Here is a 23,846-nt window from a genome sequence, read left to right on the forward strand (position 1 = left end):
GGTTTGGTTTTTGTGGTGGCGGGTACGGTCGTGTTGGCCCCGCGCGCCTGGGGGGCGGGGCCCCCCCACCCGGGCCCCCACGACGGCGTCGAACTGCTCTTCGGTGGTACGCAACAGATCCAGTACCGCCGCGGCGGACAGGAAGCTGTCCAGCCAGCCCTCGGCCGACTCGGGGCCCCAGGACGGGGTGCGGGCCAGGATCTCGGTGCCGGGACTTGCCGCCGCGCGCGCCCCGGCCTCGATCTCCTTCGTCATGGCTTCGGTGGTGTTGCAGTTGGTGACCAGGATTCTCACGCTGTCGTCCTCTTGCCCACGGCGAAGTACGCGACCGCCGACACGGCCGTGCCGATGAACCACGAGTACGGTGCGGCCGGAGCGAACAGCGGCACCAGTGCGATCACCGCGGTGAGTGCGGCCGTCGGCACGAACACCCCGAGGGCGCGCGGATTGATGCCGCGACGGTAGTGGTACGGCGAGCCCGCAGCGGGGTCGAACAGTCCGGCGATGTCCACCTTGCCTCGCTTGACCAGGTAGTAGTCGACGATCATGATCCCGAACAGCGGGCCGAGGAAAGCGCCGAGCCCACCGAGGAAGTAGTTGACCACGCCCGGTGAGGAGTAGAGCTTCCACGGCAGCACGCACAGTGCCAGCACCGCGCTGATCATCCCGCCGGTCTTGAAGTTGATCCGCCTGGGCCAGATGTTGGCCAGGTCGTAGGCGGGAGAGACGAAGTTCGCGACGATGTTGACGCCCATGGTGGCCACCGCGAACGTGACGGCGCCGATGATGAGAATCGGCGTGCTGTGCACTTTGGACAGTAGCTCGGCCGGATCGGTGATCGCTTCGCCGAACACCTTGAGGCTGCCCGCGGTGACGATCACCGACAGTAGCGCGAAGGCGGTCGAGTTGATCGGCAGGCCCCAGAAGTTCCCGCGCCGCACCGTTTTCTGGTCAGGCGCGAACCGGGAGAAGTCGCAGAAGTTGAGCATCAGGGTGCCGTAGGTCGCGAGGATCAGCCCCGCGGCGCCGAACCACTGGCGGAACTGCTCACCGGTGGAAAGCGCTTTCGGGCTTTCGGTGAACGAGATGCTCCAGTGCCCGGCGGCGAGGATCCAGACGGCGAGCGCGATCATCACGACCCAGATCGCGGGGCCGCACCAGTCCTGGAACTTCCGCACGGCCTCCATCCCGCGGGTGAGGATCAGGGCCTGGATCGCCCACAGGGCGACGAAACAGATCCAGCCGAGGGCGTGCAGGCCGAGGAAACCGTGTTCGGTCCAGGATTTCAGGCCGGGATCGATGGCGAGCACCAGCACCGTGATCGCGACCGACGCGAGGTAGGTCTGGATGCCGTACCAGAAGATCGCGATGATCGCCCGGATGAGCGCGGGCACGTTCGCGCCCGCGGTGCCGAAGCTGATCCGCGCGACCACCGGGAACGGCACGCCGGTCCGCTGCCCGACACGGCCCATCAGGTTCATGCCGAAATAGATGATCACGAACCCGAACAGCAGGGCGGTGAACACCTGCCAGGCGGACAGCCCGAGGACGAACAGGCCGGCGGCGAACGTGTAGTTGCCGAGGTTGTGCACATCCGACATCCAGAGCGCGAAGATGTCGTACACCTTCCACTTGCGCTCCTTGGCCGGGGCGAGATCTTCGTTGTACAGCCGGGAACCGGTGGCGGGCTCGGTTCCGGTCGCGGCTTCGACGGCGGTCACGACGACTCCTCCCGGTGGTTTGGGATACCAAAACTTGGTATCCCAAAGGTCGTACACTGGCGTCCGTACGTCAAGGGAGAGGCGGGTTGCGTTCGTGTTAAGTCAGAAACCGCTGGCCGTGGTACGGCAGCGAGTGGTGGACGAATTACGCGAGCGGATCATCACGGGCAAGCTGAAGCCCGGAGACCGGCTCGTCGAGCGTGACCTCGCCGAGGACCTGGGGGCTTCCCGGCTCCCGGTCCGTGAGGCGATTCGAGCCCTGGAGTCCGAGGGGTTCCTGGAAACCCCCTCGCCACGGCGCGTCGTGGTCCGCCAGTTGTCCAAGGTCGATGTCGAAGAGCTGTTCGACGTGCGAGAAGCACTGGAGGTCCTCGCCTGTGGCTTCGCCGCCGAGCGCGCCGGTTCGGCCGGGCTGGCCCGGCTGGACGCCGTCCTGGCCGATGCCGCCGACGCGACCGCCAGCGGGAAGGGGACCCGGATCACGGCCGCGAACAACCGCTTCCACGAGGAGATCCTCGCCGTCGCCGGGCACCGGCTGCTGTCGACGCTGATGCAGCCACTCGAAGGGCGGCTGGCCTGGCTGACCGGCCAGAACGAGCACTGGAACGATCTGCTGGCCGAGCATCGGCGGTTGTACGACGCCATCGCTTCCGGCGACCCGGAACAGGCGAAGACCTGCGCCCTGGAGCACGTGCGGGTCAACCGGAAGGTGACGCTGGGACTCCTGTTCCCGGAGTGAGCTTCAGGCCCAGGTGATCCGGTGGTCGTCGAAGCCTCGCGCGGTGCTTACCCGTGCTGCCTCGGATTCCACCGCTTTCCGAGCGGACGGCGGTAACGGGTCGAACAGGGTCACCGTGAAGTCCAGGCGTTTCCGGCCGCTGCCCTTGGTGCGCCAGACGCCCGCGATCTCGCCGCCCGCCAGCACCGCGCCGGGATTGCCGAGGATCTTCCAGATCTCCTTCTGCCGCGCCTTGTCCGGCACGATCGTGACCCTGTCCCGCGACTGCAGATACGGATCCCACGGCGGCAACAACCGCACCACATCCGGCTCGGGCGGGTTCGCGAGCCGGTCCACGTCACCGACCGGGATGAAGGTCTTCCGGCCGTCGAAGCGGACCTCCGCCAGGTCTGTGGGCCACATCTTCTTCACGGCACCGGCCGTGGTGCCGACGAAGCCCGCCGCGTCGGACGCCGTTCCCGGGCCGTGCAGGGACAGATACCGCGCCACCACTTCCGTCGCGTCGGGAACGGACGGCGTCGTGCGCACGCGACCGCGGCCGGCGACAGGCGCGAGTGTCGCGGGAGTCGTCCCTGCCTCCAGTCGCGCGCCGCCATGGATGGCGGCCAGGCGCATCACCTGCTCGAGGATATGCGTCGCCTGGCAACCCCGGCACCAGTAGGACAGGCCCGCCGGCACGATCTTCGTGATCTCCGTGCTGACCGCGCCCTTGGTCATCGTCCGGTCCACCACCTGGCGGATCGCCCGCGCCGCCGTGAACAGGCCGTCCGTGGCACTCATCCCGGCGGCCTCGACCTGCCGGCGCTGCCAGCCCATCCGTGCCATCGCATCGGCCTCGTCGAGCGGGATCAGCGCCCGCGTGACCGCCCCGATTTCCGCGGCACGGTGGAAATGCGGCGCACCCCGATGCGTCCAGGCGAGCACGAACCTGTCATCGTCCACAAAGGACCCGTCGAAGCGCGCCGCGACCGAGATCTCCGCGGTGTCCCGCTGCGTGCTCTGCAGCCCGAGATCGAACACCGCCAGTTCGGCGGCATCCTTTGCCGTCCGGTGCAGTCCCTGCGCCGCGATCCGGTAGGCGACGACCTGTTCGCGATCCACTTCCAGCATCGGTTCCTACAGGGTGTATTCGAACGTGTAGTCCATGGTCTCGCTCGCCCCGGCGATCGTCCCGCTGCCGCTGAGCCCCGCCAGCTCACCGGTCGCCGAACCGGGCACGACGGTGAACGTGCCGTGGACACCGTCGCTTCCATAACGTACCTCGTGCCGGATGACGAAACTGCCCTTCCGGCCGTCGACGCTGCCGGTGATGCGCTCCAGGCCGGGCGCCGTGTTGCCCCCGCCGTCGTACCCTTCGCCCGCGTAGTACAGCAGCGAGTCGCCCACCGAGGTGCCTTCGATGACCCCGATATAGGCGAAGGTGGCGTGCGCGTGCACGAACCGCGGCCCGTTCTCGGGCCCGTCGACGATGGCTTCTTCCCAGGTCTTCATGCTGAACGTGTTGGTCATGGTGTCAGGATTCCGCGGATACCTGCCATCTACTGTCAGGTTTTTGAGCGATACTGGAACCCGTGCGGGCGAGCAGGTTGCTGTCGGTGCTGTTGCTGTTGCAGAACCGCGGCCGGATGACCGCCGACGAGCTGGCGGCGGAGCTCGAGGTGTCGGTGCGGACGGTGTACCGGGACATCGAGGCGTTGTCGGCCGCCGGTGTGCCGGTGTACGCCGACCGCGGCCGGGCGGGTGGATATCAGCTGGTCGACGGCTATCGCACGCGCCTGACGGGGCTCACCGAAGAGGAGGCGCGATCGCTTTCGCTCGCCGGGTTGCCCGTCGCGGCGGCCGAGCTGGGGCTGGGCACGGTGCTCGCGGCGGCGCAGCTGAAGCTGTACGCGGCACTGCCCGCCGAACTGCGGGACCGCGCCGGCCAGGTCGCCCAGCGGTTCTTCCTCGACGTGCCCGGCTGGTTCCGTGGCATCGAGAGCCTGCCGCAGCTGGCCGAGATCGCGCGCGCCGTTTGGGAAAGCCGCCGGATCACCACCCGCTACCGCCGCTGGGACAACAGCGAAGTCGATCGCGTGCTCGAACCGCTCGGCCTGATCCTCAAGGCGGGCAACTGGTATCTCGCCGCCCGGGCGAACAGCGGTACCCGGACCTACCGGGTGTCCCGGATAGACCGTCTCCAGCTGGGCGAAATCTTCACCCGGCCCGCGGATTTCGACCTCGCCGGATACTGGCGCGAGTGGTCCGAGCAGTTCGAGCGGCGGATGTACCCGCGGGTCGCGGTGGTGCGGCTGTCGCGGCTGGGGCGGGACCTCGTACCGTTCTACCTCGGAGCCGTCGGCGCCCGCGCGCTGCGCGAGTGCCGCGACGAACCGGACGAGGACGGGTGGTTGCGAGTGGAGTTGCCGGTCGAGCCGGGTGCCCCGGCGCTCGGTGAGCTGCTGCGGTTCGGGCCGGAGCTGCAGGTACTCGAACCGGCCGACCTCCGCGCCGAGGTCGCCGCCGCGGTCGCCCGGATGGGTGCGACCTATGGGTGATCTGACCGGGCGCACCATCGGCGTGACAGCGGAGCGGCGCGCGGAGGAGTTCATCAGCGCGCTCGAACGCAACGGCGCGACAGTGCGGCACGCGCCGATGATCCACATCGTGCCGCTGCCCGATGATCTCCTACTGCGCGCGGCGACCGACGACGTGCTGGCCGAGGGTATCGACGCGCTCGCGGTGACCACGGGCGCCGGTTTCCGTGGCTGGTTCGAGGCGGCGGACGGCTGGGGTGTGTCCGCCCGGCTGCACGCGACGCTCGGCCGCGCGCGCATCTTCACCCGTGGCCCCAAGGGAAAGGGCGCTGTGCGCGGTCGCGGCCTGACCGAGGAGTGGTCGGCGCCGGAGGAGAGCAACCGTGAGTTGTTCGCGCACGTACTGGAGTCCGGTGTGGACGGTAAGCGGATTGCCGTGCAGCTGCACGGTTCCTCGCTGCCGGAGCACACGGACGCGTTGGCTGCGGCGGGTGCACGGCTGATCGAGGTGCAGCCCTACCGGTGGGAGTGGCCGTCCGATTTGGACCCGGCGTACCAGCTGCTGGACGGTGTGCTGGACCGGCAGGTGGACGCGCTGGCGTTCACCAGCGCCCCGGCGACGGCGAACCTGCTGAGCCTGGCGCGGCAGCGCGGTAAGTACGAAGAACTGGTGCGGGCCCTGCGAAGCGACGTGGTGTGCGCGTGCGTCGGGCCGGTCACCGCGGCACCGCTGACGGCTGCCGGGGTGCCGACGCTGCAACCGGAACGCCAGCGGCTGGGCGCGCTCGTGAAGCTGCTGGTGTCCGAACTGGGTAGTTAAACCATCTGATCCTGGGTCGCGCCGAGCCGCCAGTACCCGGTGAATGTGACGGCGTTCTTCGCGAATCCCCGGTCGTTCACCAGGTGCCGTCGGGCGTACTTGACCATGCCGGCCTCGCCGGAGATCCAGGCGTATGGCGTGCCGTCGGGGAACCGGGCGAGCCGGACGGCGTTGAGTACGGACTCACCGTGGGGCGCGTCGCCGCGATGCACCCAGTACGTCCGCACGTTCCCGAGGGTCGAGAACCGCTGCTCTTCCGCCGGCCCGTCGACCTCGATGAACGCGTGCGCCACCGCCCCGGGCGAAAGCCGTTCGAGGATCGCGCCGATCGCGGGCAGTGCCGATTCGTCGCCGATCAGCAACTGCCATTCGGAGTCCTCCGGCGGTATGTGCAAACCGCCCGTGCCGAGGATCGCGATCGTGTCCCCGGGCCGCGCGCCGTGTGCCCACCGGCTGGCCGGGCCGCCGTCGCCGTGCAGGACGAAGTCGATGTCCATCTCGGTGCCGCGATGGGCGCGCACGGTGTAGGTCCGCATCGGCGGCCGGATCTCGTCGGGCATCGCGAGGTAGGTGCGATACCAGGAGTCGTCGTGCAGCTCCGGCAGCCGCGGGCGATCCTGGCCGGGCAGCGGGAAGAACAGCTTGACGTAGGCGTCCGGACAGGGAGAGGTCATCCGCCGCAGGCCTTCGCCGGTGACGCTGACACGCACCATGTGCGGGCTGAGCCGCCGTACCTGCTTCACCCGCGCCTCGGAAGTCTCCACGAAGGGAAGGCTAACCTAACCATGCCGCTATCGCCAGCGGTACTTCCGCAGATCCACCTTCTGGCCGTCCGCCAGCACCCCCTCCGCGCGCAGCAGTTCGAGCTGACGGTGCGCGAGATGCGGGGCCGGGGTGCCGTTGGCGCGCAGGATCCGGTGCCATGGCAGGTCGTGCCCGTCCTCGGACAGGATCCGGCCGATCATCCGCGGCGACGGCGCGCCGGCGACGGTCGCGATGTCACCGTAGGTCGCGACCTTCCCCGCGGGCACCGACGCGATGACGTCCCGCACGCGCTCGTGCAGCTCCTCGTCCATGGGCCAAAGTTACTCCGGCGGCGCGGCCGTTCACCTTTCTGTCAGTGGGTCATGATTCGATCGCACTGTGAACACGCGCGGGACGACGACGCGGCGGGCGCGGCTGATCCGCCGCCCCGCCGAGCCGCTGCGCCCGCAGCACTGGGAACCCGCCGCGCAGGCCGTGATCGACGCGGCCGGCGGGTTCGTGCGGATCCTCGGCGGACCGGGCACCGGTAAGACATCGCTGCTGGCCACGGCGGTGGCGAACCGGATCGACGCCGGGATCGATCCCGAACGCGTGCTGGTGCTGACGGCTTCGCGCCGCGCGGCCGACTCGCTGCGCGCGGACATCACGCGCCGCGGCACGTCCGGCGCGCACGGCCGCACGATCCGCGAGCCGATCGTCCGCACGGTGCACTCGTACGCGTTCGCGCTGCTGCGGTTGCAGGCAGGCGTCCAGGGCCTGCCGCCGCCGCGGCTGCTGTCCAGTCCGGAACAGGACGTCGTGGTCCGTGAGCTGCTCGCCGGTGACCTAGAGCTCGGCGCCGAGAACTGGCCCGAGCAGCTGCGGCCCGCGCTGCCGGTGCCCGGGTTCGCGGAGGAGCTGCGCGATCTGATCCTGCGCGCGGCCGAACGCGGCCTCGGCCCGGACGATCTGGTCAAGCTCGGCCGCCGCACGGACCGGCCGCAGTGGATCGCGGCCGGGAAATTCTGGCGCCAGTACGAGGAAGTCACGATCCTGCAGGGCGCGGGCGGTGCCCCGGCGCTCGACGCGGCCGAGCTGGTCGCCAGCGCGCTCGTCGAGATGGAGGGCGATCCCGAGCTGCTGACCCGTGAGCAGGCGCGCGTCCGGCACGTGTTCGTCGACGACGCGCAGCATCTGGATCCGCTGCAGTTCCGGTTGATCACCCTGCTGGGCTCGGCGGCCGAGGACTTCGTGCTCGCCGGTGACCCGGATCAGGCCGTGTTTTCCTTTCGTGGCGCGGATCCCGCGCTGCTCGCCGACGCCGACCCCAACGGCGACCGGACGGTCACGCTGACCCGCGCGCACCGGATGAGCACCGAGGTGCACGCGGCGGTCACCAAGTTCGCGGGCACCCTTTCCGGCGCCAACCGGCATCGCGCGCCGCGGCTCGCGCCGGCCGCGGAGCACGGCGCGGTGAAGGTTCGCCTGCTGCCCACGCCGTCCGCGGAGGCGAGCTGGATCGCCGACCAGCTGCGGCGCGCGCACCTCACCGACGGGGTGCCGTGGTCGGACATGGCGGTGCTGGTGCGCTCCCCGAGCCGATCTTTTCCCGTCCTGCAACGGGCTTTGCGCGCCGCGGGGGTGCCGATCGCGTCGGCGGCGGAGGAGCTGCCGCTGGCGAAACAGCCTGCGGTGCGCCCGCTGCTGGCGATCCTGCGCGTCGCGGCCGACCCCGAGGTGCTCGACGTCGACCTCGCCGAGATGCTGCTGTCGTCCTCGCTCGGTGGCGCCGATCCGCTCGCGCTGCGGCGGATGCGGCGCGGCCTGCGGCGGCTCGAGCTGGCCGGCGGCGGGCAGCGGTCGAGCGACGAGCTGCTGCTGGAAGTGTTGCGGGACAACGACAAGCTCGCCGGGCTGGCGGCGGCCGAGGCGGCCCCGATCCGGCGCATCGGCGGGCTGATCGCGGTGACGGCGGCCGCGATCCGGCGCGGCGCACCGGTCGAACAGGTGTTGTGGGAGCTGTGGCGGGAAGGCGGGCTGCAGCCGCGCCTGGTGCGGCAGTCCGCCCGCGGCGGCACCCTCGGTTCGCAGGCGGACCGGGATCTCGACGCGATCGTCGCGCTGTTCCATGCGGCCGGGCGCTATGTCGACCGGCTGCCCAGGGCGAGTGTCGCCGCGTTCGCGGATTACCTGTCGTCACAGAACATCGCGGGCGACAGCCTGGCGCCGGTCGCCGCGCGGGGCGAGGGCGTGTCGCTGCTGACGGCGCACGGCGCGGCCGGACGCGAGTGGAATCTGGTCGCGATCGCCGCCGCGCAGGAAGGCAGCTGGCCGGACCTCCGGTTGCGGGGTTCCCTGCTGGGCGTGGAAAGGCTCGTCGACCTGCTGTCCGGTGTGGACGATGATGTGGTGTCCGCGACGGCGCCGATCCTGGCCGAGGAGCGGCGCCTGTTCTACGTCGCGGCCGGCCGGGCGCGGCACACGTTGCTGGTCAGCGCCGTCGCGGGCGAGGACGAGCAGCCGTCACGGTTCGTCGACGACATCGAGCCGAACAGCGCCGACGAGTCCGGTGTGGACTCACGCATGAAGCCGCCGGGCCGGTCACTCGTCCTGGCCGAGCTGGTCGGCGAACTACGCAAAGCCGTGTGCGACGAGCGAACCGAACCCGAGCGGCGAAAGCGGGCGGCGCGCCAGCTGGCCCGGTTGGCCGACGCCGACGTGCCGGGCGCGCACCCCGGCTCGTGGTACGGCGCGGCCGACGTGTCCTCGGAGAAACCGTTGTACGGAGCCGGTGACGTCGTACGCATCTCACCGTCTACTGTGGACACGCTCAAGAAATGCCCGCTGCGCTGGGTGATCGAGCGGCACGGCGGCAGCGACCCGGCACAGCTCGCGGCGATCACCGGCACCCTGGTGCACGGGCTCGCGCAGGCAGCCGCGGACGGGATGGACGACCAGCGGCTGCGCGAGGCGCTCGACGAAGCATGGGCGAAGGTCGACGCCGGCGCGCCGTGGTTCTCGCGCCGCGAGCGTGGCCGGGTCGAGCAGATGGTGCGCAACTTCCTGACCTGGCTGGAAACCAGCCGGGGCGAACTGGCGCAGCTGGGTGTCGAGCAGGACATCGAGGTCGAGCTGCCGGTGGGCGAGGACGGCCTGCTCGTGCGGCTGCGCGGCCGGGTCGACCGGCTGGAGTCCGACAAGGACGGCCGCCCGGTGATCATCGATCTCAAGACCGGCAAGAACGCCGTGTCCGCCTCCGACGCCGAGGAACACCCGCAGCTGGCCGCTTACCAGCTGTCGGTGCTGCTGGGCGCTTTCGGCGACGACAAGAAGCCCGGTGGCGCGAAACTGGTGTACCTGGCCAAGGCCAACAACAAGACCGGTGCCACGCAACGGGAACAGCCACCGCTCGACGAGGAAAGCGGCCAGCGCTGGCTCGAGCTCGTCCGCGACGTCGCGGCGTCCGCGTCCGGGCCGGGGTACCGGGCCGACGAGAACACCGACTGCGATCGCTGTCCCGCCAGGGGTTCCTGCCCGCTGCGGCCCGAGGGGCGGCAGGTGACCGGAGGATGACCGTCAGCCCGGCCGAGGTCGCCGCCGCGCTCGGCCTGCACCCGCCCACGCCCGAACAGGCCGCGGTGATCGCCGCGCCGATCGAGCCCGCGCTCGTCGTCGCGGGCGCGGGCGCGGGCAAGACCGAGACGATGGCCGCACGCGTGGTGTGGCTGGTGGCCAACGGTGTCGCGACGCCGGAACGCGTGCTCGGGCTCACGTTCACCCGCAAGGCCGCCCGCCAGCTTGCCGAGCGGGTGCGTGCGCGGCTGCGCCGGCTGGCCGGTTCGGGGCTGCTGGATCGCGTCGATCCCGGCGGCGCCCGCCGTGCCGCCGTGCTCGCCGGTGAGCCGACGGTCCTCACCTACCATGCCTATGCCGGGCGGCTGCTGTCCGAGCACGGGTTGCGGCTGCCGGTGCAGCCCGGTGTCCGGCTGCTGTCCGAAACCTCGTCGTGGCAGCTCGCGCACCGGGTGGTGTCCACATGGGACGATGATCTGGATACCGACCGGGTGCCCGCTTCGGTTACGGCCCAAGTGCTCGCGCTCGCCGGGGAGCTGGGGGAGCACCTGGTCACCGAAGAGCAGCTCGCGGAGTACAGTACCTGGCTGTGCGAGCTGATCGAGACCGCGCCGCGCGCCAAGGGAGGGCGCGCCGCGCTGCCGCAGGCGCTGCGAGAAATCGCTGCGGCACAACGGTTCCGGCTCGCGCTCATCCCGCTCGTCGAGGGGTATCACCGGCGCAAGCGGGCCGACGGCGCGCTCGACTTCGCCGACCAGATGTCGCTGGCCGCGCAGCTCGCGGAGAGCCATCCCGAGGTCGCGCGCGGCGAACGGGATCGGTTCGGCGCGGTGCTGCTGGACGAGTATCAGGACACCGGGCACGCGCAGCGCGTCCTGCTGCGCGCGTTGTTCGGTGGCGTGGGGGAGAACCCGCCGCTGCCGGTCACCGCGGTGGGCGACCCGGCGCAGGCGATCTACGGCTGGCGTGGCGCGAGCGCGGCCAACCTGCCCCGGTTCACCACCGACTTTCCCCGCTCCGACAACGGAAAGCTGGTGCCGGCTCGCGAGTACGGGCTGCTCACCAGCTTTCGCAACCCGCCGGAGGTGCTCACCCTCGCCAACGGCATCGCCGAGCCGCTGCGGGCTCGCGGGCTCGGCGTGGCGCGCTTGCGTGCGCGAGACGGCGCCGGCCCGGCGGATATCGAATGCGGGCTGCTTCCCGATATCCGCCAGGAGCGGGAGTGGGTCGCCGACGCGCTCGCGCGCCGCTGGTACGAACACGCGGACGCGACCGGTTCGCCGCCGACCGCGGCCGTACTGGTGCGCCGGCGAGCCGACATGGCGCCCATCGCGGCGGAACTGCGCGCGCGCGGGCTGCCGGTCGAGGTCGTGGGGCTCGGCGGGCTGCTCGACGAGCCCGAGGTCGCGGACCTCGTCGCGACCCTGCGCGTGCTGGCGGACCCGCTCGCCGGAACAGCGGCGGCCCGGCTGCTGACCGGCGCGCGCTGGCGGCTGGCGGCGTCGGATCTCGCGGCGTTGTGGCGGCGTGCCAACGAGATCGCCGCGCCGCCGCCGACTCCCGAGTCCAGTGTGGACGATCTGTTCGCCGAACGTGCCGAGCAGACCGGGCTCGTGGACGCCCTCGACGATCCGGGCAACCCCGCGCGCTACTCCGAAGACGGGTACGCACGGATCCGGCAGCTGGCCGACGAGCTGTCCAGGCTGCGGGGGCGGCTCGACCAGTCACTGCCGGAGCTGGTGGCCGACGTGGAGCGCACGATGCGGCTCGACGTCGAGTCGCTGGCCCGGCCGGGCGGTGCGGGCCGGGCCCATCTCGATGCGTTCGCGGATGTCGTCTCGGATTTCGCCGAAACCGCACCGGACGCCACGCTGATGTCCTTTGTGGACTATCTGCTGACCGCGGCGCACGCCGAGGATGGCTTGACGCCCGGCGAAATCGAGGTCCTGCCGGATCGCGTGCAGGTGCTGACCGTGCATTCCGCGAAGGGGCTGGAATGGCAGGTCGTCGCCGTGCCGCACCTCGCGCGCGAGGTGTTCCCCAACAGGCGCCGCTCGTCCTCGTGGCTGCGCACGGTGACGTCGCTGCCCGCGCACCTGCGAGGTGACGCGCAGGATCTGCCGACGCTGCGGGTGTCGATGGGCATGGACCGCAAGGAGATCAGCGAGGCATTCGAGATCCACGAGCAGAGTTTCGCCGAGCGGGAGGCCGAGGAGGAGCGGCGGCTCTGCTATGTCGCGCTGACCCGGTCGGAGCACGCGCTGATCGTGTCGGGGTTCTGGTGGAACGAGACGAGCACGCGGCCGAAGGGCCCGTCGGACTTCCTCGCCGAGATCGCCGCGCTCGCGGGCTCGACGGTCTGGGCGGACGAACCGGCGGAGGACGCCGAGAACCCGCTGGTCACGCAGTCGCGGACGGCGCAGTGGCCGGTCGACCCGCTCGGTGCTCGGCGCCCGGCCGTCGCCGAGGGTGCGGAAATGGTGCTGGCCGCGCTGGAATCGCCGGTGCTGTGGGAAGAGGAAGACGATCCGGACGGCTGGATCGCGGACACCGATGTGCTGCTCGCCGAACTGGCCGAGCGTGCCGGTGCGGCGGATCAGGTCGCCTTGCCGGGTCACCTGTCGGTGAGCCAGCTGGTCGAGCTGGCGTCCGACCCGGGGGCGCTCGCACGCCGGCTACGCCGGCCACTTCCGGTGCCGCCCAACACATTCGCTCGCCGGGGAACCGCGTTCCACGGCTGGCTGGAGCGGCGTTTCGCCGGTGCGCGCCTGCTGGAGATCGACGACCTGCCCGGCGCGGCCGACGAAGCGGCCGCACCGGATGAGGCGCTCGACGAACTGCGCGCGGCGTTCGAGGCGAGTAGCTGGGCGGTCCGGACGCCGCACGAGGTGGAGGTCCCGTTCTCCACGGAGGTCGACGGGGTGCTGGTGCGGGGCCGGATGGACGCGGTGTTCGCCGATCCGGACGGCGGCTGGACGGTCGTCGACTGGAAGACGGGCGCGGTGCCGGAGGAGCCGAAGCTGCGGTCGCTGGCCGTGCAGCTCGCGGCGTACCGGCTCGCGTGGGCTTCGCTTTCCGATGTGCCACTGGAAAAAGTCCGCGCCGCGTTCCATTACGTCCGCGACGATCACACCCTGCGCCCGGTGGACCTGCTCGACGCCGACGGCCTGAAAGACCTGCTGCGATCTGTACCTGAGGGTTAGGGTTCGCCCATGTCGATGCCGGATGACATGAGAGCCGTCAACAGAGCCATCGTGGACGAATTCCGGGCGAACAACGGGGTGGTGAGCGACGAGCGCCTCCGGCGGGGCCGGCATCGAAGCCGTGGCGACCACCGCCGAAGGCGCGGCACGCGAGCAGCTGTTCGCGCAACTTTCCCAGAGCCATCCGCACGTCGCCGCCCACCAGGACCGGACGGAACGCGAGATCCCGATCGTGGTCATCGACTGCTGACCCGGCTGCCGGGCGTCGCGACGGGTAGCCCTGCGGGGATTGATCCTTTACGATCCGCCGCGTGCGTGATCCGGACCCAGCGGACCTCGTCGGCGTCATCAGGATGCCGGAGCCGTCGATCAGCCCGCTGCGGTCTATCGGCCGGCGGGTGCTCGGCGCGCTGCTCGCGCTCGTCGCGACGGTCCTGATCGTCTACGCCGGGCGCGCCGGCTACCGCGACGTCAACGGCGACGGGCTGTCGCTGCTCGACGCCTTCTACTACTCGACGGTCTCGCTTTCGACGACCGGGTATGGCGACATCACCCCGGTGAGCGCGACCGCCCGGCTGGTCAATGTCCTGATCATCACCCCGCTCCGCGTGCTGTTCCTGATCGTGCTGGTCGGGACGACACTGGAAGTACTCACCGAACGGTCGCGGCAGGCGCTCCGGATCCAGAAGTGGAGGTCCAAGGTGCGGGACCACGTGGTGGTCGTCGGCTTCGGCACGAAGGGCCGGGCCTCGGTCAAGACGCTGCTGGGCGACGAGAACGTCGAGCCGAACCGGATCGTCGTGGTCGACACCGACCAGCAGGCGCTGGACGCGGCCGCCGCGCTCGGCCTCGTCACCGTGCACGGCTCGGCGACCCGCTCGGACGTGCTCCGCGTCGCGGGGGTGCAGCGCGCCCGGGCCGTGGTGGTCGCGACGAACCGGGACGACTCGGCGGTGCTCGCCACCCTGACCGCCCGCGAACTGGCGCCGAAGGCCCACATCGTCGCGTCGGTGCGCGAGGCGGAGAACGTGCACCTGCTGAAGCAGTCCGGCGCGAACCAGGTCGTCGTCTCCAGTGAGACCGCGGGCCGGCTGCTCGGCATGGCCACCTCCACCCCCGTCGTGGTCGACATGGTCGAGGATCTGTTGACGCCGGAGTCCGGACTGGCGATCGCGGAGCGTGCCGTCGAACAGTCCGAAGAGGGAGGTTCGCCCCGGCATCTGAGTGACATCGTGCTGGGCGTGGTCCGCGACGGCCGCCTGCACCGCGTCGACTCGCCGCAGGTCGACGCCATCGAACCGGGCGACCGCCTGCTGTATGTGCGGAAAGTGACCCCGGCTGACCACAACGAGTGATAGATCGAGCGCACAGCGGTCTCCCTGGGAATCCCCGGAATCATCTGGAACCATTGCGTCCGTGCGGTTGCGCTGGCAGAGCCTCGTGATCCCGGCGCTCGCCGGGATCGTGATCGTGTTCTTCGTGTGGTTGGCGGGCCCCGGCGTCCTGGGTTCGGCCCCGTCGAGCAGCGGCACGGTCGCCGAAGCCACGGTCATGACTCCGGCGGCCTGCTCGGACGCGAACGCCGTCGAGACGGTGCAGTTCCAGTCCGGCGGCCAGCCCCGCACCGGTTCGCTCGACGCTTGCGGGCACGACAAGAACGACCGTGTCGAGATCACCGTCCCGTCCGATCTCGGTGCCGGCACGGTGGACGTGCACCTGGCGGATGTCGTGGTGGGACACAGCGACCTGCGGCGCCCGGTCGGCCTCGCGCTGCTGGCACTGAGCTGCCTCAGCGGCGGCGGTTACGCGTTTCTGGTTCAGCGGCGTTCCCGCACGCCCGCGCTCGCGGGCTGAAGGCGAACTACGACACGTCGGCCGCGGGTGCGGCGAACGTGTTGCACTGCGCGATCCGGTTGTACTGCGCCCCCTTGCGCCACCACGCGGCGTAATGCGCGTTCGTGCCGTGGTCGTGGGTGCCGGAGGTGTTGTCCCCGCGGGTGTCCTGGTCGCGCCAGGCCTTTTCGTACATGTCCCGGGTGACCGAACCGCCCCGGTCGACCACCGCGCCCAGGAACATGCCCGAGAAGCACTGCGCCTGCAGCTCCTTGCGCCGCGACAGGTCCAGCCCGGCCGGGGTGACCTGCCCGACGCGGTAGATCTGCTGCCACACCGCGTCCATGATCCCCGACAACTCCTGCACGTGGTGGCCGTACTCGTGCGCGATCAGCGCGAGGTACACGCCGGGATTGTCGCCGTACTGGTCGATCTGCAGTCCCTTGTACGGCACGTACAGGTTGTTGTCGCAGTAATACGCCGCGGTCTCGACGCCGACGCCGATCGTGCCGCACGCGGTGTCGAACCGCGCGCTGTCCGGGAAATGCAGCGTCGGTGGCGCGAACGGCAGGCCGTACGCCTGCAGGAACGGGCCCCACGCGGCGTTCAGGCACTGCTCGGCGGCGGTGAAGAACGCCTCGACCGACGCCTCGTCCCGGTGCCATTCCGGCAGCGTGCAGACGATGTTCTGCAACCCGGCGTCCGGATCGCGCAGAATGGGGTGGTCGGCCAGGGCGAGCACCTTCTGGCCGGCGACCGCGCCAGGTGCGGCGTTGCCGCTGCCGGGTGCGGTGGAGGCGGGCGTGCTACCGGACGCGTTGTCCGAGCCGCCGGTGTGGCTCACCACGACGAACACCACGAGCCCGGCCAGTAGCACCGCGACCGCGCTGAGCGTGAACGCGATCAGCGGTCCGGAGGACGACCTCGAACTGCGGTGTCGTCGGGGCGGCGGCGGAGATGTCATCGCGCGCCAGCATAGCCAGCGCGGAGATCACGACTGGAGAAAGAGCCGCGCGCCCGGCATGGTCGGCCGCCGCGTGCTCTGCGAGAGTGGGCGCGTACAGACGAAGGAGACCTCGATGAGTGACACCGGGGGCTGGACCAACCCCGACCAGCCGCGCAGTGACCTGCCGCCCGCCCCGCCGCCACCCACGCGGGCGCCCGGCGGCGATTACGGCAAGCCCGGCGTGATCCCGCTGCGGCCGCTGTCCGTGGGCGAGATCCTGGACGGCGCCATCCAGACGATGCGGCGGTATCCGGCCCTGGTCTTCGGGGTCTCGGCGCTGATCGCGGTCGTCGCCGGCGCGCTGGACCTGGTGGCCTCCAACTGGGTGCTCGGTGACGCGCCCCGCGCGGTGCAGCCCGGCCCGGCCGCCACCCAGGCCGAGCAGATGCGCTACGTGACCGACATGTTCGGCAGCCTGCTCGCGTCGCTCGGCGTGCTGCTGGTGATCTCGCTGCTGATCCGCACGTTCCTGGCGGGGTTCATCACGGTCGTCGTCGGCAAGGCGGTACTCGGCCGCCCGGTCACGCTGCGCGAGTCCATGGCGGAACTGCGCCCGCGCCTGCTGCCGCTGCTGGGGCTGACCGTGCTGGTCACCATCATCGTCGCGGTCGCCTCGATCTTCCTGATCATTCCCGGCATCTGGATGTGGGCGCTGCTCAGCCTGGCCGCCCCCGCGCTGGTGCTGGAGCGGGCCGGGATCGGCCAGTCGATGCGGCGGTCCTGGCGGCTCGTGTCCGGCACCTGGTGGCGGGTGTTCGGTGTGCTGCTGCTCACCGGGATCGTCGGCGTGATCATCAGCACCGTCATCGAAATCCCGTTCGGGGTCGGGCTCGGCGTCACCTCCGACGCGGCGGACATCGCGAACGAGTCGATCGGCAGCCAGCTGCTGTCCACGCTCGGCAGCGTGATCGCGCAGACGATCGTCGGGCCGTTCACCGCGGCCGCGACCGCGTTGCTGTACATCGACCAGCGGATGCGCAAGGAGGGCATGGACATCCAGCTGGCGCGCGCGGCCGCGGCGCCGCAGTGATCCTGCCGCTGCCCGCGGACGTCCCGGTCACCATCGACCGGGACGCGGCGCAGCATGCGGCCCAGGCGGAACTGGCCAAGCCCGAGTACCACGCGGCCGATCCCAGCCTGGCCGGCCGGATGCTGAACTGGCTGGCGCACCGGCTGTCCGACCTGTTCGACGCCGCGTCCAAGGCCGTGCCGGGCGGTGTGCTGGGCCTCGTGGTGCTGCTGGCCGTGCTCGTGCTGATCGCGGTCGTGGTGCGGCTGCGGGTCGGGAAGCTGGCCCGGAACGCCCGCGTGCCCGGGACGGTGTTCGAGGACCGGACGCGCACCGCGGCGGATTACCGGCAGGCCGCTGAAAGCGCTTTCGCTGCCGGCGAGTTCGCCCCGGCCGTGCGTGACCGTTTCCGCGCGATCGTGCGCGGGCTCGAGGAACGCGAGGTGCTGGAAGCGCTTTCCGGGCGCACCGCCGACGAGGCCGCACGTGCCGCGGGCGCCCGGTTGCCGGGTTCGCGCGACGAGCTCGCCGTGGCGGCCCGGTTGTTCGACGACGTGCACTACGGCGACCGCCCCGCGACCGCCGAGGACTACCGCCGCCTCGCCGCGCTCGACGAGCAGGTGTCCCGGGAGCGCCCGGGAGTCCTTACGTGACAACGGTTTCTCCCGACGCCCGGCGGATCTGGCTGGCCGCGCGTGCGCCCGTGTTCATCGCCGTGGTGCTGCTGCTCGGCGCCGTCGCGCTCGTGCTGGCCCGGGACGACGGGAACCACGGTGCGCTCGATCCGGGGTCGGCGGATCCCGGTGGTTCGCGCGCGCTCGCGAACCTGTTGGCACAGCAGGGAGTCCGGGTCGTGCCGACACACTCGCTCCCCGACACGGCGGCGGCGCTGGATGACGGAACGACGCTGCTGGTCACCGATCCGAGCCTGGTCGGGCCTGCCCAGTTGGGCCAGCTGCGCGGGCGGGCCGGCGATGCCGTGTTCGTCGGGCCCGGGCAGGACGTGCTCGATCTGCTGCTGCCCGGTGTCGTGGTGCGCGGGCAGAACGACGCTTCGGTGCGCTCGCCCGACTGCACGGTCGCGGCGGCCGTCGCCGCCGGAAACGCGGTGATCGGCGGTCTCGAGTACGCGGCGCACGAGCGCGGTCGGCCGTGTTACGGCGGTTCGCTACTGCAGATCACCGGCAGCACGACGCTGCTCGGCGACGGCACCCCGCTGACGAACGCCCGGCTCGGCGACGAAGGCAACGCGGCGCTCGCGCTTCGGTTGCTGGGGCGGCACGGCACGCTCGTCTGGTACGTCCCGTCGCCGGGTGATCCGGCCGCCGCGGTGCCCCAGCGGTCGCTGACGGATTTGCTGCCGCGCGGCTGGCTGTTCGGCGCGATCCAGCTGGCGATCGCGGCGGTGCTGTTCGCACTCTGGCGGGCGCGGCGGCTCGGACCGGTCGTCGTCGAACCACTGCCCGTCGTCGTTCGGTCCGCCGAGACGACGGAAGGCCGCGGCCGACTGTATCGGCGTTCGTGCTCGGCCGCGCACGCCGCCGGGCTGTTGCGCGCCGCGGCGATCGAACGGCTGCTGCCCGTGCTCGGGCTCGGTGCCGATGCGGAACCCGCCGCAGTGCTGACCGCGATCGGCGCGCGGACCGGCTCGGACGCGCGGTGGCTGTTGTACGGGCCGGCTCCCGACGACGACGCGTCGCTGGTCCGGCTCGCCGACGAACTCGACCGGTTGGAAAGAGAGGTACGAGGATCTTGACGACTGAGGCGGCCGTGGACGCTCGCGACGCGTTGCTGGCGCTGCGGGCAGAGGTCGGCAAAGCGGTGGTCGGCAACGACGCCGCCGTCACCGGGCTGATCATCGCGTTGCTGTGCCAGGGACATGTGCTGCTCGAAGGCGTGCCAGGGGTGGCGAAGACGTTGCTGGTGCGCACTTTGGCGGCGGCGCTCGACGTCGGCACCACGCGCATCCAGTTCACCCCGGACCTGATGCCCGGTGACGTGACCGGCTCGATCGTCTACGACTCGGGGGAGTTCGCGTTCCGCGAGGGACCGGTGTTCACGAACCTGTTGCTGGCGGACGAGATCAACCGGACCCCGCCGAAGACGCAGTCCGCGCTGCTGGAGGCGATGCAGGAACGGCAGGTTTCGGTCGAGGGCAAGGCGCGGCCGCTGCCGGACCCGTTCATCGTGATCGCCACCCAGAATCCCGTTGAGTACGAAGGAACCTACGCGTTGCCGGAGGCGCAGCTCGACCGGTTCCTGCTGAAGCTCACTGTGCCCACGCCGTCGCGGGAGGACGAGATCGGCATCCTGCACCGGCATGCGCAGGGTTTCGACCCTCGTGACCTGCGGGCGGCGGGGGTGCGCCCGGTCGCGGGCGTCGCGCAGCTGGCGGCGGCGCGTGCGGCGGTCGGCGGGGTCGTGGTGAACCCGCAGGTGCTGGGCTACATCGTCGACCTGTGCCGGGCGACGCGTTCGCTGCCTTCGGTGCGGCTCGGCGTTTCCCCGCGCGGCGCCACCGCTTTGCTCGCGGCGACGCGAGCCTGGGCCTGGCTGGCCGGACGTGACTACGCGACGCCCGACGACGTGAAGTCCTTGGCGCGCCCCGCATTGCGGCACCGGCTGGACCTGCGTCCGGAGGCGGAACTGGAGGGCGTGACCCCGGACGGGGTGCTCGACCGGGTGCTCGCGACCGTCCCGGTGCCACGGTGACCCGATGGCCGTAACCGCGCGGGCGGGGGTGCTCGCCATCATCGGAGTGGTCGTCGTCGGGCTGGGAATCCCGTCGTGGCGCGGGATCGGGGCCGTGGCCGTGGTCATTCTGGTGCTGATCCTGCTCGATCTCGCCCTCGCCGGTGGGGTGCGCGGGCTGGTCTTCACGCGCTCCGGCGCGACTTCGACGCGGCTCGGCGAGCCGGCCGAGGTGCACCTGGCGATCACGAATCCCGGCAGGCGCCCGGTGCGCGGCATCGTGCGGGACGCGTGGCCGCCCAGCGCGGGTGTGTCGCTGGACCGGCATCCCGTCGTGATTCCGGCGGGGGAGCGGCGCACGGTGACCGTGACGCTGCGGCCGGCCCGCCGCGGTGAGCGCTCGGCGGCGCGGGTCACCGTGCGGGCTGTCGGACCGCTCGGACTCGCGGCACGGCAGGGATCGCACCGCGTGCCCTGGGCGGTCCGGGTGTTGCCGCCGTTCCACAGCCGCCGGCATCTGCCGTCCCGGCTCGCCCGCCTGCAGCAGCTCGACGGCCGCCAGGCGGCGCTCGTCCGTGGCGCGGGCACCGAGTTCGATTCCTTGCGCGAGTACGTGATCGGCGACGACGTGCGCTCGATCGACTGGCGCGCCACCGCCCGCGCGTCCGACGTCATGGTCCGCACCTGGCGGCCCGAACGCGACCAGCACGTGCTGCTCGTGCTCGACACCGGTCGTACGTCGGCCGGTCGCGTCGGGGACGAGCCGCGGCTGGACGCGATGATGGAAGCCGCGTTGTTGCTGGCGACGCTGGCTTCCCGGGCGGGCGATCGCGTCGACCTGCTCGCCTACGACCGGCAGTTGCGCGCGAAGGTCAGCGGCGGGTCGCTGCCCGAGCTGGTGAACGCGATGGCGACGCTGGAGCCGAGCCTGCTGGAAACGGACGCGCGCGGTTTGGCCGGTGAGGTGCTGCGGCGGACCCGGCAGCGGTCGCTGGTCGTGCTGCTCACCGCCGTGGACGCCGCGCCGCTGGAAGACGGGCTGCTGCCGATCCTGCCCTCGCTGACCGCCCGGCACCGGTTGCTCGTCGCGTCGGTGGCGGATCCGCGTATCGCGGAAATGGCTCAGGGACGGGGAAACGCCGAGGCCGTGTACGACGCCGCCGCAGCCGAACGCACCCTGGCCGAGCGTCGTCACGTCACGGCTTTGCTGCGCCGGCACGGCGTCGAGGTGGTCGACGCCACCCCCGCCGACCTCCCCCCGACCCTCGCCGACCGCTACCTGGCCCTGAAAGCCGGCGCCTGACCCGGCGTGTTTGCCGCCTACGCGGGCGTGTTGGCTCCTCACGTCGGTGAGTTGGCTGCCCGCGGGGCCAACTCGGTGACGTGGCGGGCCAACACGCCCGGCGCGACCAGAGCGGTGGGCCTCACGCCCAGGGCGCGGTGACCTCCCAGGTCGTGTCGTCGGCCCACAGGGTCGGTGTGTCCCAGGCGTTGCTGCCGCCGCCGTCGCGGGCGATGTAGACGGTGCTGTCGTAGTGGCGGAGGTAGTAACCGGGGTAGTTGACGGACTGGAACGACGTGTACTGGCCGGTGTTTCCCGGTGCGGGACAGAAGGTGGCGTCGCTGGCCATCAGGGTGCTGCCGTCGAACGGCTGGCGGTGCAGTTGGTAGCCGGAGTGCCGGAGGAATTCGCCGGGGTAGTTCCCGGACTCGAACGAAACGCACGAGCTGTTGGCGAAGCCGCGACGGACGATCCAGGTGGCGTCGTTCTTGTCCAGGGCGGAGCTGCCGGACGTGATCTCCGAGGTGACGGCATCGCCGTTCGCGTGGCGGATGTAGCGGGTGGTGCAGCAGGCCGTGGTGGCGCGCAGCGAAATCGAGGAGCCGGGGGTGAGGGTGCCGCCGGGCACGCCGTTGGCGCCGCCATAACCGGCGGCGACGATGTTGGCCTGCACGGCGTCGTCGGCGGCGTCGCTGGGCACCCCGGCGGTCATGACGCCCTCGAAGAAGTTGCCGGAGTCGGCGTTGCTGTTGTCGCCACCGGTGCCGAGGACGATCGCGCCCTCCTGGTGCAAGGGGGAGTAGCCGGACTTCACGGTGGGTTCGGAGCCGGAATACGTGGTGGTGAGGCCGCCGGTCTGGGAATTGCCGCGCTTGAGGGCGAAGTGATCCTGGCCGTTGTTGTTCAGCATCGCGGTGACGAACGGGATGACGCCGGGGCCGGGGTCGGACGCCTGGGTGCCGGTGTTGGACTGGAAGAGCCCGTTCTCCAGGTCGGCGGCCACCCACGGACCACCGGAGCTGTTGCAGCCGCCGAACTCGCAGCGCAGGCCGAGATAGACGGCGTCCATGTGGCCGTTGCCGGTGTCCTGGTTGTTGGTCTCGGCGTTGCCGTAGTCGAAGCAGCAGCCGCCGTTGACGTGCGTGGCCGACGCGACCATGTACATGCCTTCGGGCTGGCCGTTCACGGCGACACCGCTGGTGGTGTTGTCGCGGTAGCCCATGCCGGGCGAGATTTCGACGCCGTAGGCGGTGTGGCCGCCGACGCTGACCGGCAGCGCGTTGGCCGGTGCGCCGACGTCGGCGGCGCCCGCGCCGCCCGCCCCCTCGATGTCGAGGTCGTTGTGCCGCGGCGACTGGTCGTAGATCTTGTTGATGACGCACGTGGTGTCAAGGCAGAAGTTGTCCTGGGTGGCGGCGTTGGCGATGCCGCCGGGGGCGAGCAGGCCGATGTCGTTCAGCGCCCCGTCGGCGCGTTTGACCTGGTAGAGCGGCCCGTTGTAGGACGAGTAGAGCGCGCGGATGGTGCTGTGCGCGGCGACGCACGGGGTGCCGGCCGAGCCGTAGATGTCGCAGGGCAGCGAGGAAGCGGCCTGCGCCGGCGTGCCGGTGACCGCGAGGGCGGTCAGGCAGCTCGCCACGATGCTGACGATTCCGACGACCGACACGCGCAAGCGTGATCTGAGTGTCACGAAGACCTCCCGAGTCGAGTTTTGTGGTGCTAGCCGGTGAAGCCGTGGAAGATGTTCGTGAACTCGTCCTGTGACTGGGAAATGCTGCTGCACGTCGCGGAAACGCCGCCGCCGGGGCACGATCCGTTGTCCCGGCCCGCAGACCAGAACGCGAGGCGCCCGATGTGGTTCGCACCCGCCCACTGGACCAGCTGGGTCGCGTCGTTCTGCTCGAAGACCTTGCCGTTGTAGTTGCGGCCGATCATCGGCGTCACCCCGAGGTGCCGCTTCAGGTCCGCGTCCGACATCCCCGGCCAGATCTGCTTCAGCTGCCCCAGCGAACTCTGCGCGGCGGAGATCACCGCGTCACCCCAGTCGGCCTGGCTCGTGCCGAACTCCATCGTCATCGGGTTCACCAGCACGTCGACCCCGTGTGCCGCCGCGCTTTGCAGCACCTGCACCGAGTACGGGTCCATGCCGTAGTCGTCGCCCTGGACCCGCATCGTGTAGCTGATACTGGTGCCCCGCTCGGCCTGGATCGTCTTCAGTGCGGCGTTCACCGTGTCCTGCGGGATCGTCGCCTCGACGTCCACGTCGAGGCTGTTCGTGCCCACCGTGTCGAGGATCTTGCGGTACGCGCCGGCCAGCGCGTTCGCGTCGCCGCAGGTGTACTCCAGGTACGGCCCCGCAGCACCGCCGGTCGCCACGATGACCTGACCGCCCATCGCCTGGAAAGCCTTGATGTCGCCCAGGATCCGCGAGTCGTCCAGTGGGATCGTGCCGCCCCAGGACGGGTTGCACCCGGTGCTGTCGGCGAGCACGAAGGCCAGCGTGAAGGTCTTCTGCCCGGTCGCCTTGGCAATGTCCACAAGGGACGGTGCGGGCATCGTGATGTCGAGGTAGGGCGCCGATCCCGGCGACGTGACCGCCGCCTGTGCGGGACTGGCGAGGCCGGGCGCGGCCACCGCGGCCGCCAGGCAGAGTCCGATCCGGGTCAACCAGTGGGCCATGACGACCACCTCCACCGCGGGTGCGTGATT

Annotated in this window: 22 protein-coding genes; 13 read left to right on the forward strand and 9 right to left on the reverse strand. The window is 70.9% G+C overall.

The window, feature by feature from the left end:
* Both LOZ83_RS33925 and LOZ83_RS33930 read right to left on the reverse strand, forming a co-directional pair.
* Positions 1–294, reverse strand: a 294-nt coding sequence (locus LOZ83_RS33925; protein WP_236795891.1) for an aspartate/glutamate racemase family protein, incomplete at its 3' end; no start/stop codon positions are given.
* Positions 291–1,721: an NCS1 family nucleobase:cation symporter-1 gene (locus tag LOZ83_RS33930; protein ID WP_236795892.1), complete on the reverse strand. Its 1,431-nt coding sequence runs from the start codon at positions 1,719–1,721 to the stop codon at positions 291–293. The genes LOZ83_RS33925 and LOZ83_RS33930, both read right to left, overlap by 4 nt.
* Positions 1,722–1,857: 136 nt before the next feature.
* On the opposite strand from LOZ83_RS33930, the gene LOZ83_RS33935 reads away from it, so the two are divergent.
* Positions 1,858–2,460 carry a GntR family transcriptional regulator gene (locus LOZ83_RS33935; protein WP_374202751.1) on the forward strand — a complete coding sequence of 201 codons (603 nt, stop codon included), beginning with the start codon at positions 1,858–1,860 and terminating at the stop codon, positions 2,458–2,460.
* A 3-nt stretch (positions 2,461–2,463) separates the two neighbouring features.
* Here LOZ83_RS33935 and LOZ83_RS33940 read toward each other — a convergent pair whose 3' ends face one another.
* Complete coding sequence (locus LOZ83_RS33940) at positions 2,464–3,570, reverse strand: DNA glycosylase AlkZ-like family protein (RefSeq protein ID WP_236795895.1); 1,107 nt, start codon at positions 3,568–3,570, stop codon at positions 2,464–2,466.
* 6 nt (positions 3,571–3,576) lie between these two features.
* Positions 3,577–3,969 carry a DUF3224 domain-containing protein gene (locus tag LOZ83_RS33945; protein ID WP_236795897.1) on the reverse strand — a complete coding sequence of 131 codons (393 nt, stop codon included), beginning with the start codon at positions 3,967–3,969 and terminating at the stop codon, positions 3,577–3,579.
* 62 nt (positions 3,970–4,031) lie between these two features.
* On the opposite strand from LOZ83_RS33945, the gene LOZ83_RS33950 reads away from it, so the two are divergent.
* On the forward strand, positions 4,032–4,997 hold the full coding sequence (locus LOZ83_RS33950; RefSeq protein ID WP_236795899.1) for a YafY family protein: 966 nt from the start codon (positions 4,032–4,034) through the stop codon (positions 4,995–4,997).
* Complete coding sequence (locus LOZ83_RS33955) at positions 4,990–5,796, forward strand: uroporphyrinogen-III synthase (RefSeq protein ID WP_236795900.1); 807 nt, start codon at positions 4,990–4,992, stop codon at positions 5,794–5,796. Before LOZ83_RS33950 ends, LOZ83_RS33955 begins: the two co-directional genes overlap by 8 nt.
* Here LOZ83_RS33955 and LOZ83_RS33960 read toward each other — a convergent pair.
* Together LOZ83_RS33960 and LOZ83_RS33965 are read right to left on the reverse strand one after the other, a co-directional pair.
* Positions 5,793–6,560 (reverse strand): siderophore-interacting protein, encoded by a 768-nt coding sequence (locus LOZ83_RS33960; protein ID WP_236795902.1) that lies wholly within the window; start codon positions 6,558–6,560, stop codon positions 5,793–5,795. The two genes, LOZ83_RS33955 and LOZ83_RS33960, sit on opposite strands and share 4 nt — an antisense overlap.
* A 27-nt stretch (positions 6,561–6,587) precedes the next feature.
* Entirely contained in the window at positions 6,588–6,872 is a 285-nt protein-coding gene (locus tag LOZ83_RS33965) for an MGMT family protein (RefSeq protein ID WP_236795903.1), read from the reverse strand.
* A 67-nt stretch (positions 6,873–6,939) separates the two neighbouring features.
* Here LOZ83_RS33965 and LOZ83_RS33970 point away from each other — a divergent pair, with 67 nt between their 5' ends.
* The 5 genes from LOZ83_RS33970 to LOZ83_RS33990 all read left to right on the forward strand — a co-directional run bounded on the left by LOZ83_RS33970 (position 6,940) and on the right by LOZ83_RS33990 (position 15,170).
* Positions 6,940–10,113: an ATP-dependent helicase gene (locus tag LOZ83_RS33970; RefSeq protein WP_374202752.1), complete on the forward strand. Its 3,174-nt coding sequence runs from the start codon at positions 6,940–6,942 to the stop codon at positions 10,111–10,113.
* Positions 10,110–13,316, forward strand: a complete 3,207-nt coding sequence (locus LOZ83_RS33975) for an ATP-dependent DNA helicase (protein WP_236795905.1) — start codon at positions 10,110–10,112, stop codon at positions 13,314–13,316. Before LOZ83_RS33970 ends, LOZ83_RS33975 begins: the two co-directional genes overlap by 4 nt.
* Before the next feature lie 112 nt (positions 13,317–13,428).
* Positions 13,429–13,566: a nitroreductase/quinone reductase family protein gene (locus tag LOZ83_RS33980; protein WP_308190365.1), complete on the forward strand. Its 138-nt coding sequence runs from the start codon at positions 13,429–13,431 to the stop codon at positions 13,564–13,566.
* A 103-nt stretch (positions 13,567–13,669) separates the two neighbouring features.
* A complete protein-coding gene (locus tag LOZ83_RS33985) occupies positions 13,670–14,671 on the forward strand; it encodes a TrkA family potassium uptake protein (RefSeq protein WP_236796015.1) in 1,002 nt (333 codons plus the stop codon).
* Between the two features lie 61 nt (positions 14,672–14,732).
* Positions 14,733–15,170: a hypothetical protein gene (locus LOZ83_RS33990; RefSeq protein ID WP_236795908.1), complete on the forward strand. Its 438-nt coding sequence runs from the start codon at positions 14,733–14,735 to the stop codon at positions 15,168–15,170.
* A 7-nt stretch (positions 15,171–15,177) separates the two neighbouring features.
* Here LOZ83_RS33990 and LOZ83_RS33995 read toward each other — a convergent pair whose 3' ends face one another.
* Positions 15,178–16,113: a neutral zinc metallopeptidase gene (locus LOZ83_RS33995; RefSeq protein ID WP_236795910.1), complete on the reverse strand. Its 936-nt coding sequence runs from the start codon at positions 16,111–16,113 to the stop codon at positions 15,178–15,180.
* Between the two features lie 115 nt (positions 16,114–16,228).
* Between LOZ83_RS33995 and LOZ83_RS34000 the strand changes: the two genes are divergently transcribed.
* The 5 genes from LOZ83_RS34000 to LOZ83_RS34020 are packed head-to-tail and all read left to right on the forward strand — an operon-like array spanning position 16,229 to position 21,158.
* Positions 16,229–17,185, forward strand: coding sequence for a hypothetical protein (locus tag LOZ83_RS34000; RefSeq protein ID WP_236795911.1), 957 nt, complete (start codon positions 16,229–16,231; stop codon positions 17,183–17,185).
* The gene (locus LOZ83_RS34005; protein WP_236795913.1) at positions 17,182–17,817 is read left to right on the forward strand and encodes a DUF4129 domain-containing protein; all 636 of its coding nucleotides are present in this window, start codon (positions 17,182–17,184) and stop codon (positions 17,815–17,817) included. Before LOZ83_RS34000 ends, LOZ83_RS34005 begins: the two co-directional genes overlap by 4 nt.
* Positions 17,814–18,920: a DUF4350 domain-containing protein gene (locus LOZ83_RS34010; RefSeq protein ID WP_236795915.1), complete on the forward strand. Its 1,107-nt coding sequence runs from the start codon at positions 17,814–17,816 to the stop codon at positions 18,918–18,920. The genes LOZ83_RS34005 and LOZ83_RS34010 overlap by 4 nt, the downstream gene beginning before the upstream one ends.
* Positions 18,917–19,876 carry a MoxR family ATPase gene (locus LOZ83_RS34015; protein ID WP_236795917.1) on the forward strand — a complete coding sequence of 320 codons (960 nt, stop codon included), beginning with the start codon at positions 18,917–18,919 and terminating at the stop codon, positions 19,874–19,876. The genes LOZ83_RS34010 and LOZ83_RS34015 overlap by 4 nt, the downstream gene beginning before the upstream one ends.
* Positions 19,877–19,880: 4 nt before the next feature.
* A complete protein-coding gene (locus LOZ83_RS34020; protein WP_236795918.1) occupies positions 19,881–21,158 on the forward strand; it encodes a DUF58 domain-containing protein in 1,278 nt (425 codons plus the stop codon).
* Positions 21,159–21,279: 121 nt separating this feature from the next.
* On the opposite strand, the gene LOZ83_RS34025 is transcribed toward LOZ83_RS34020, so the two are convergent.
* Positions 21,280–22,827 (reverse strand): alpha-L-arabinofuranosidase B, encoded by a 1,548-nt coding sequence (locus LOZ83_RS34025; RefSeq protein ID WP_236795919.1) that lies wholly within the window; start codon positions 22,825–22,827, stop codon positions 21,280–21,282.
* A gap of 29 nt (positions 22,828–22,856) precedes the next feature.
* Positions 22,857–23,816 carry a chitinase gene (locus LOZ83_RS34030; RefSeq protein WP_236795921.1) on the reverse strand — a complete coding sequence of 320 codons (960 nt, stop codon included), beginning with the start codon at positions 23,814–23,816 and terminating at the stop codon, positions 22,857–22,859.
* Positions 23,817–23,846 lie beyond the last annotated feature (30 nt).

This window comes from Amycolatopsis sp. GM8 (genome assembly GCF_021653975.1).
GTDB lineage: Bacteria > Actinomycetota > Actinomycetes > Mycobacteriales > Pseudonocardiaceae > Amycolatopsis_E.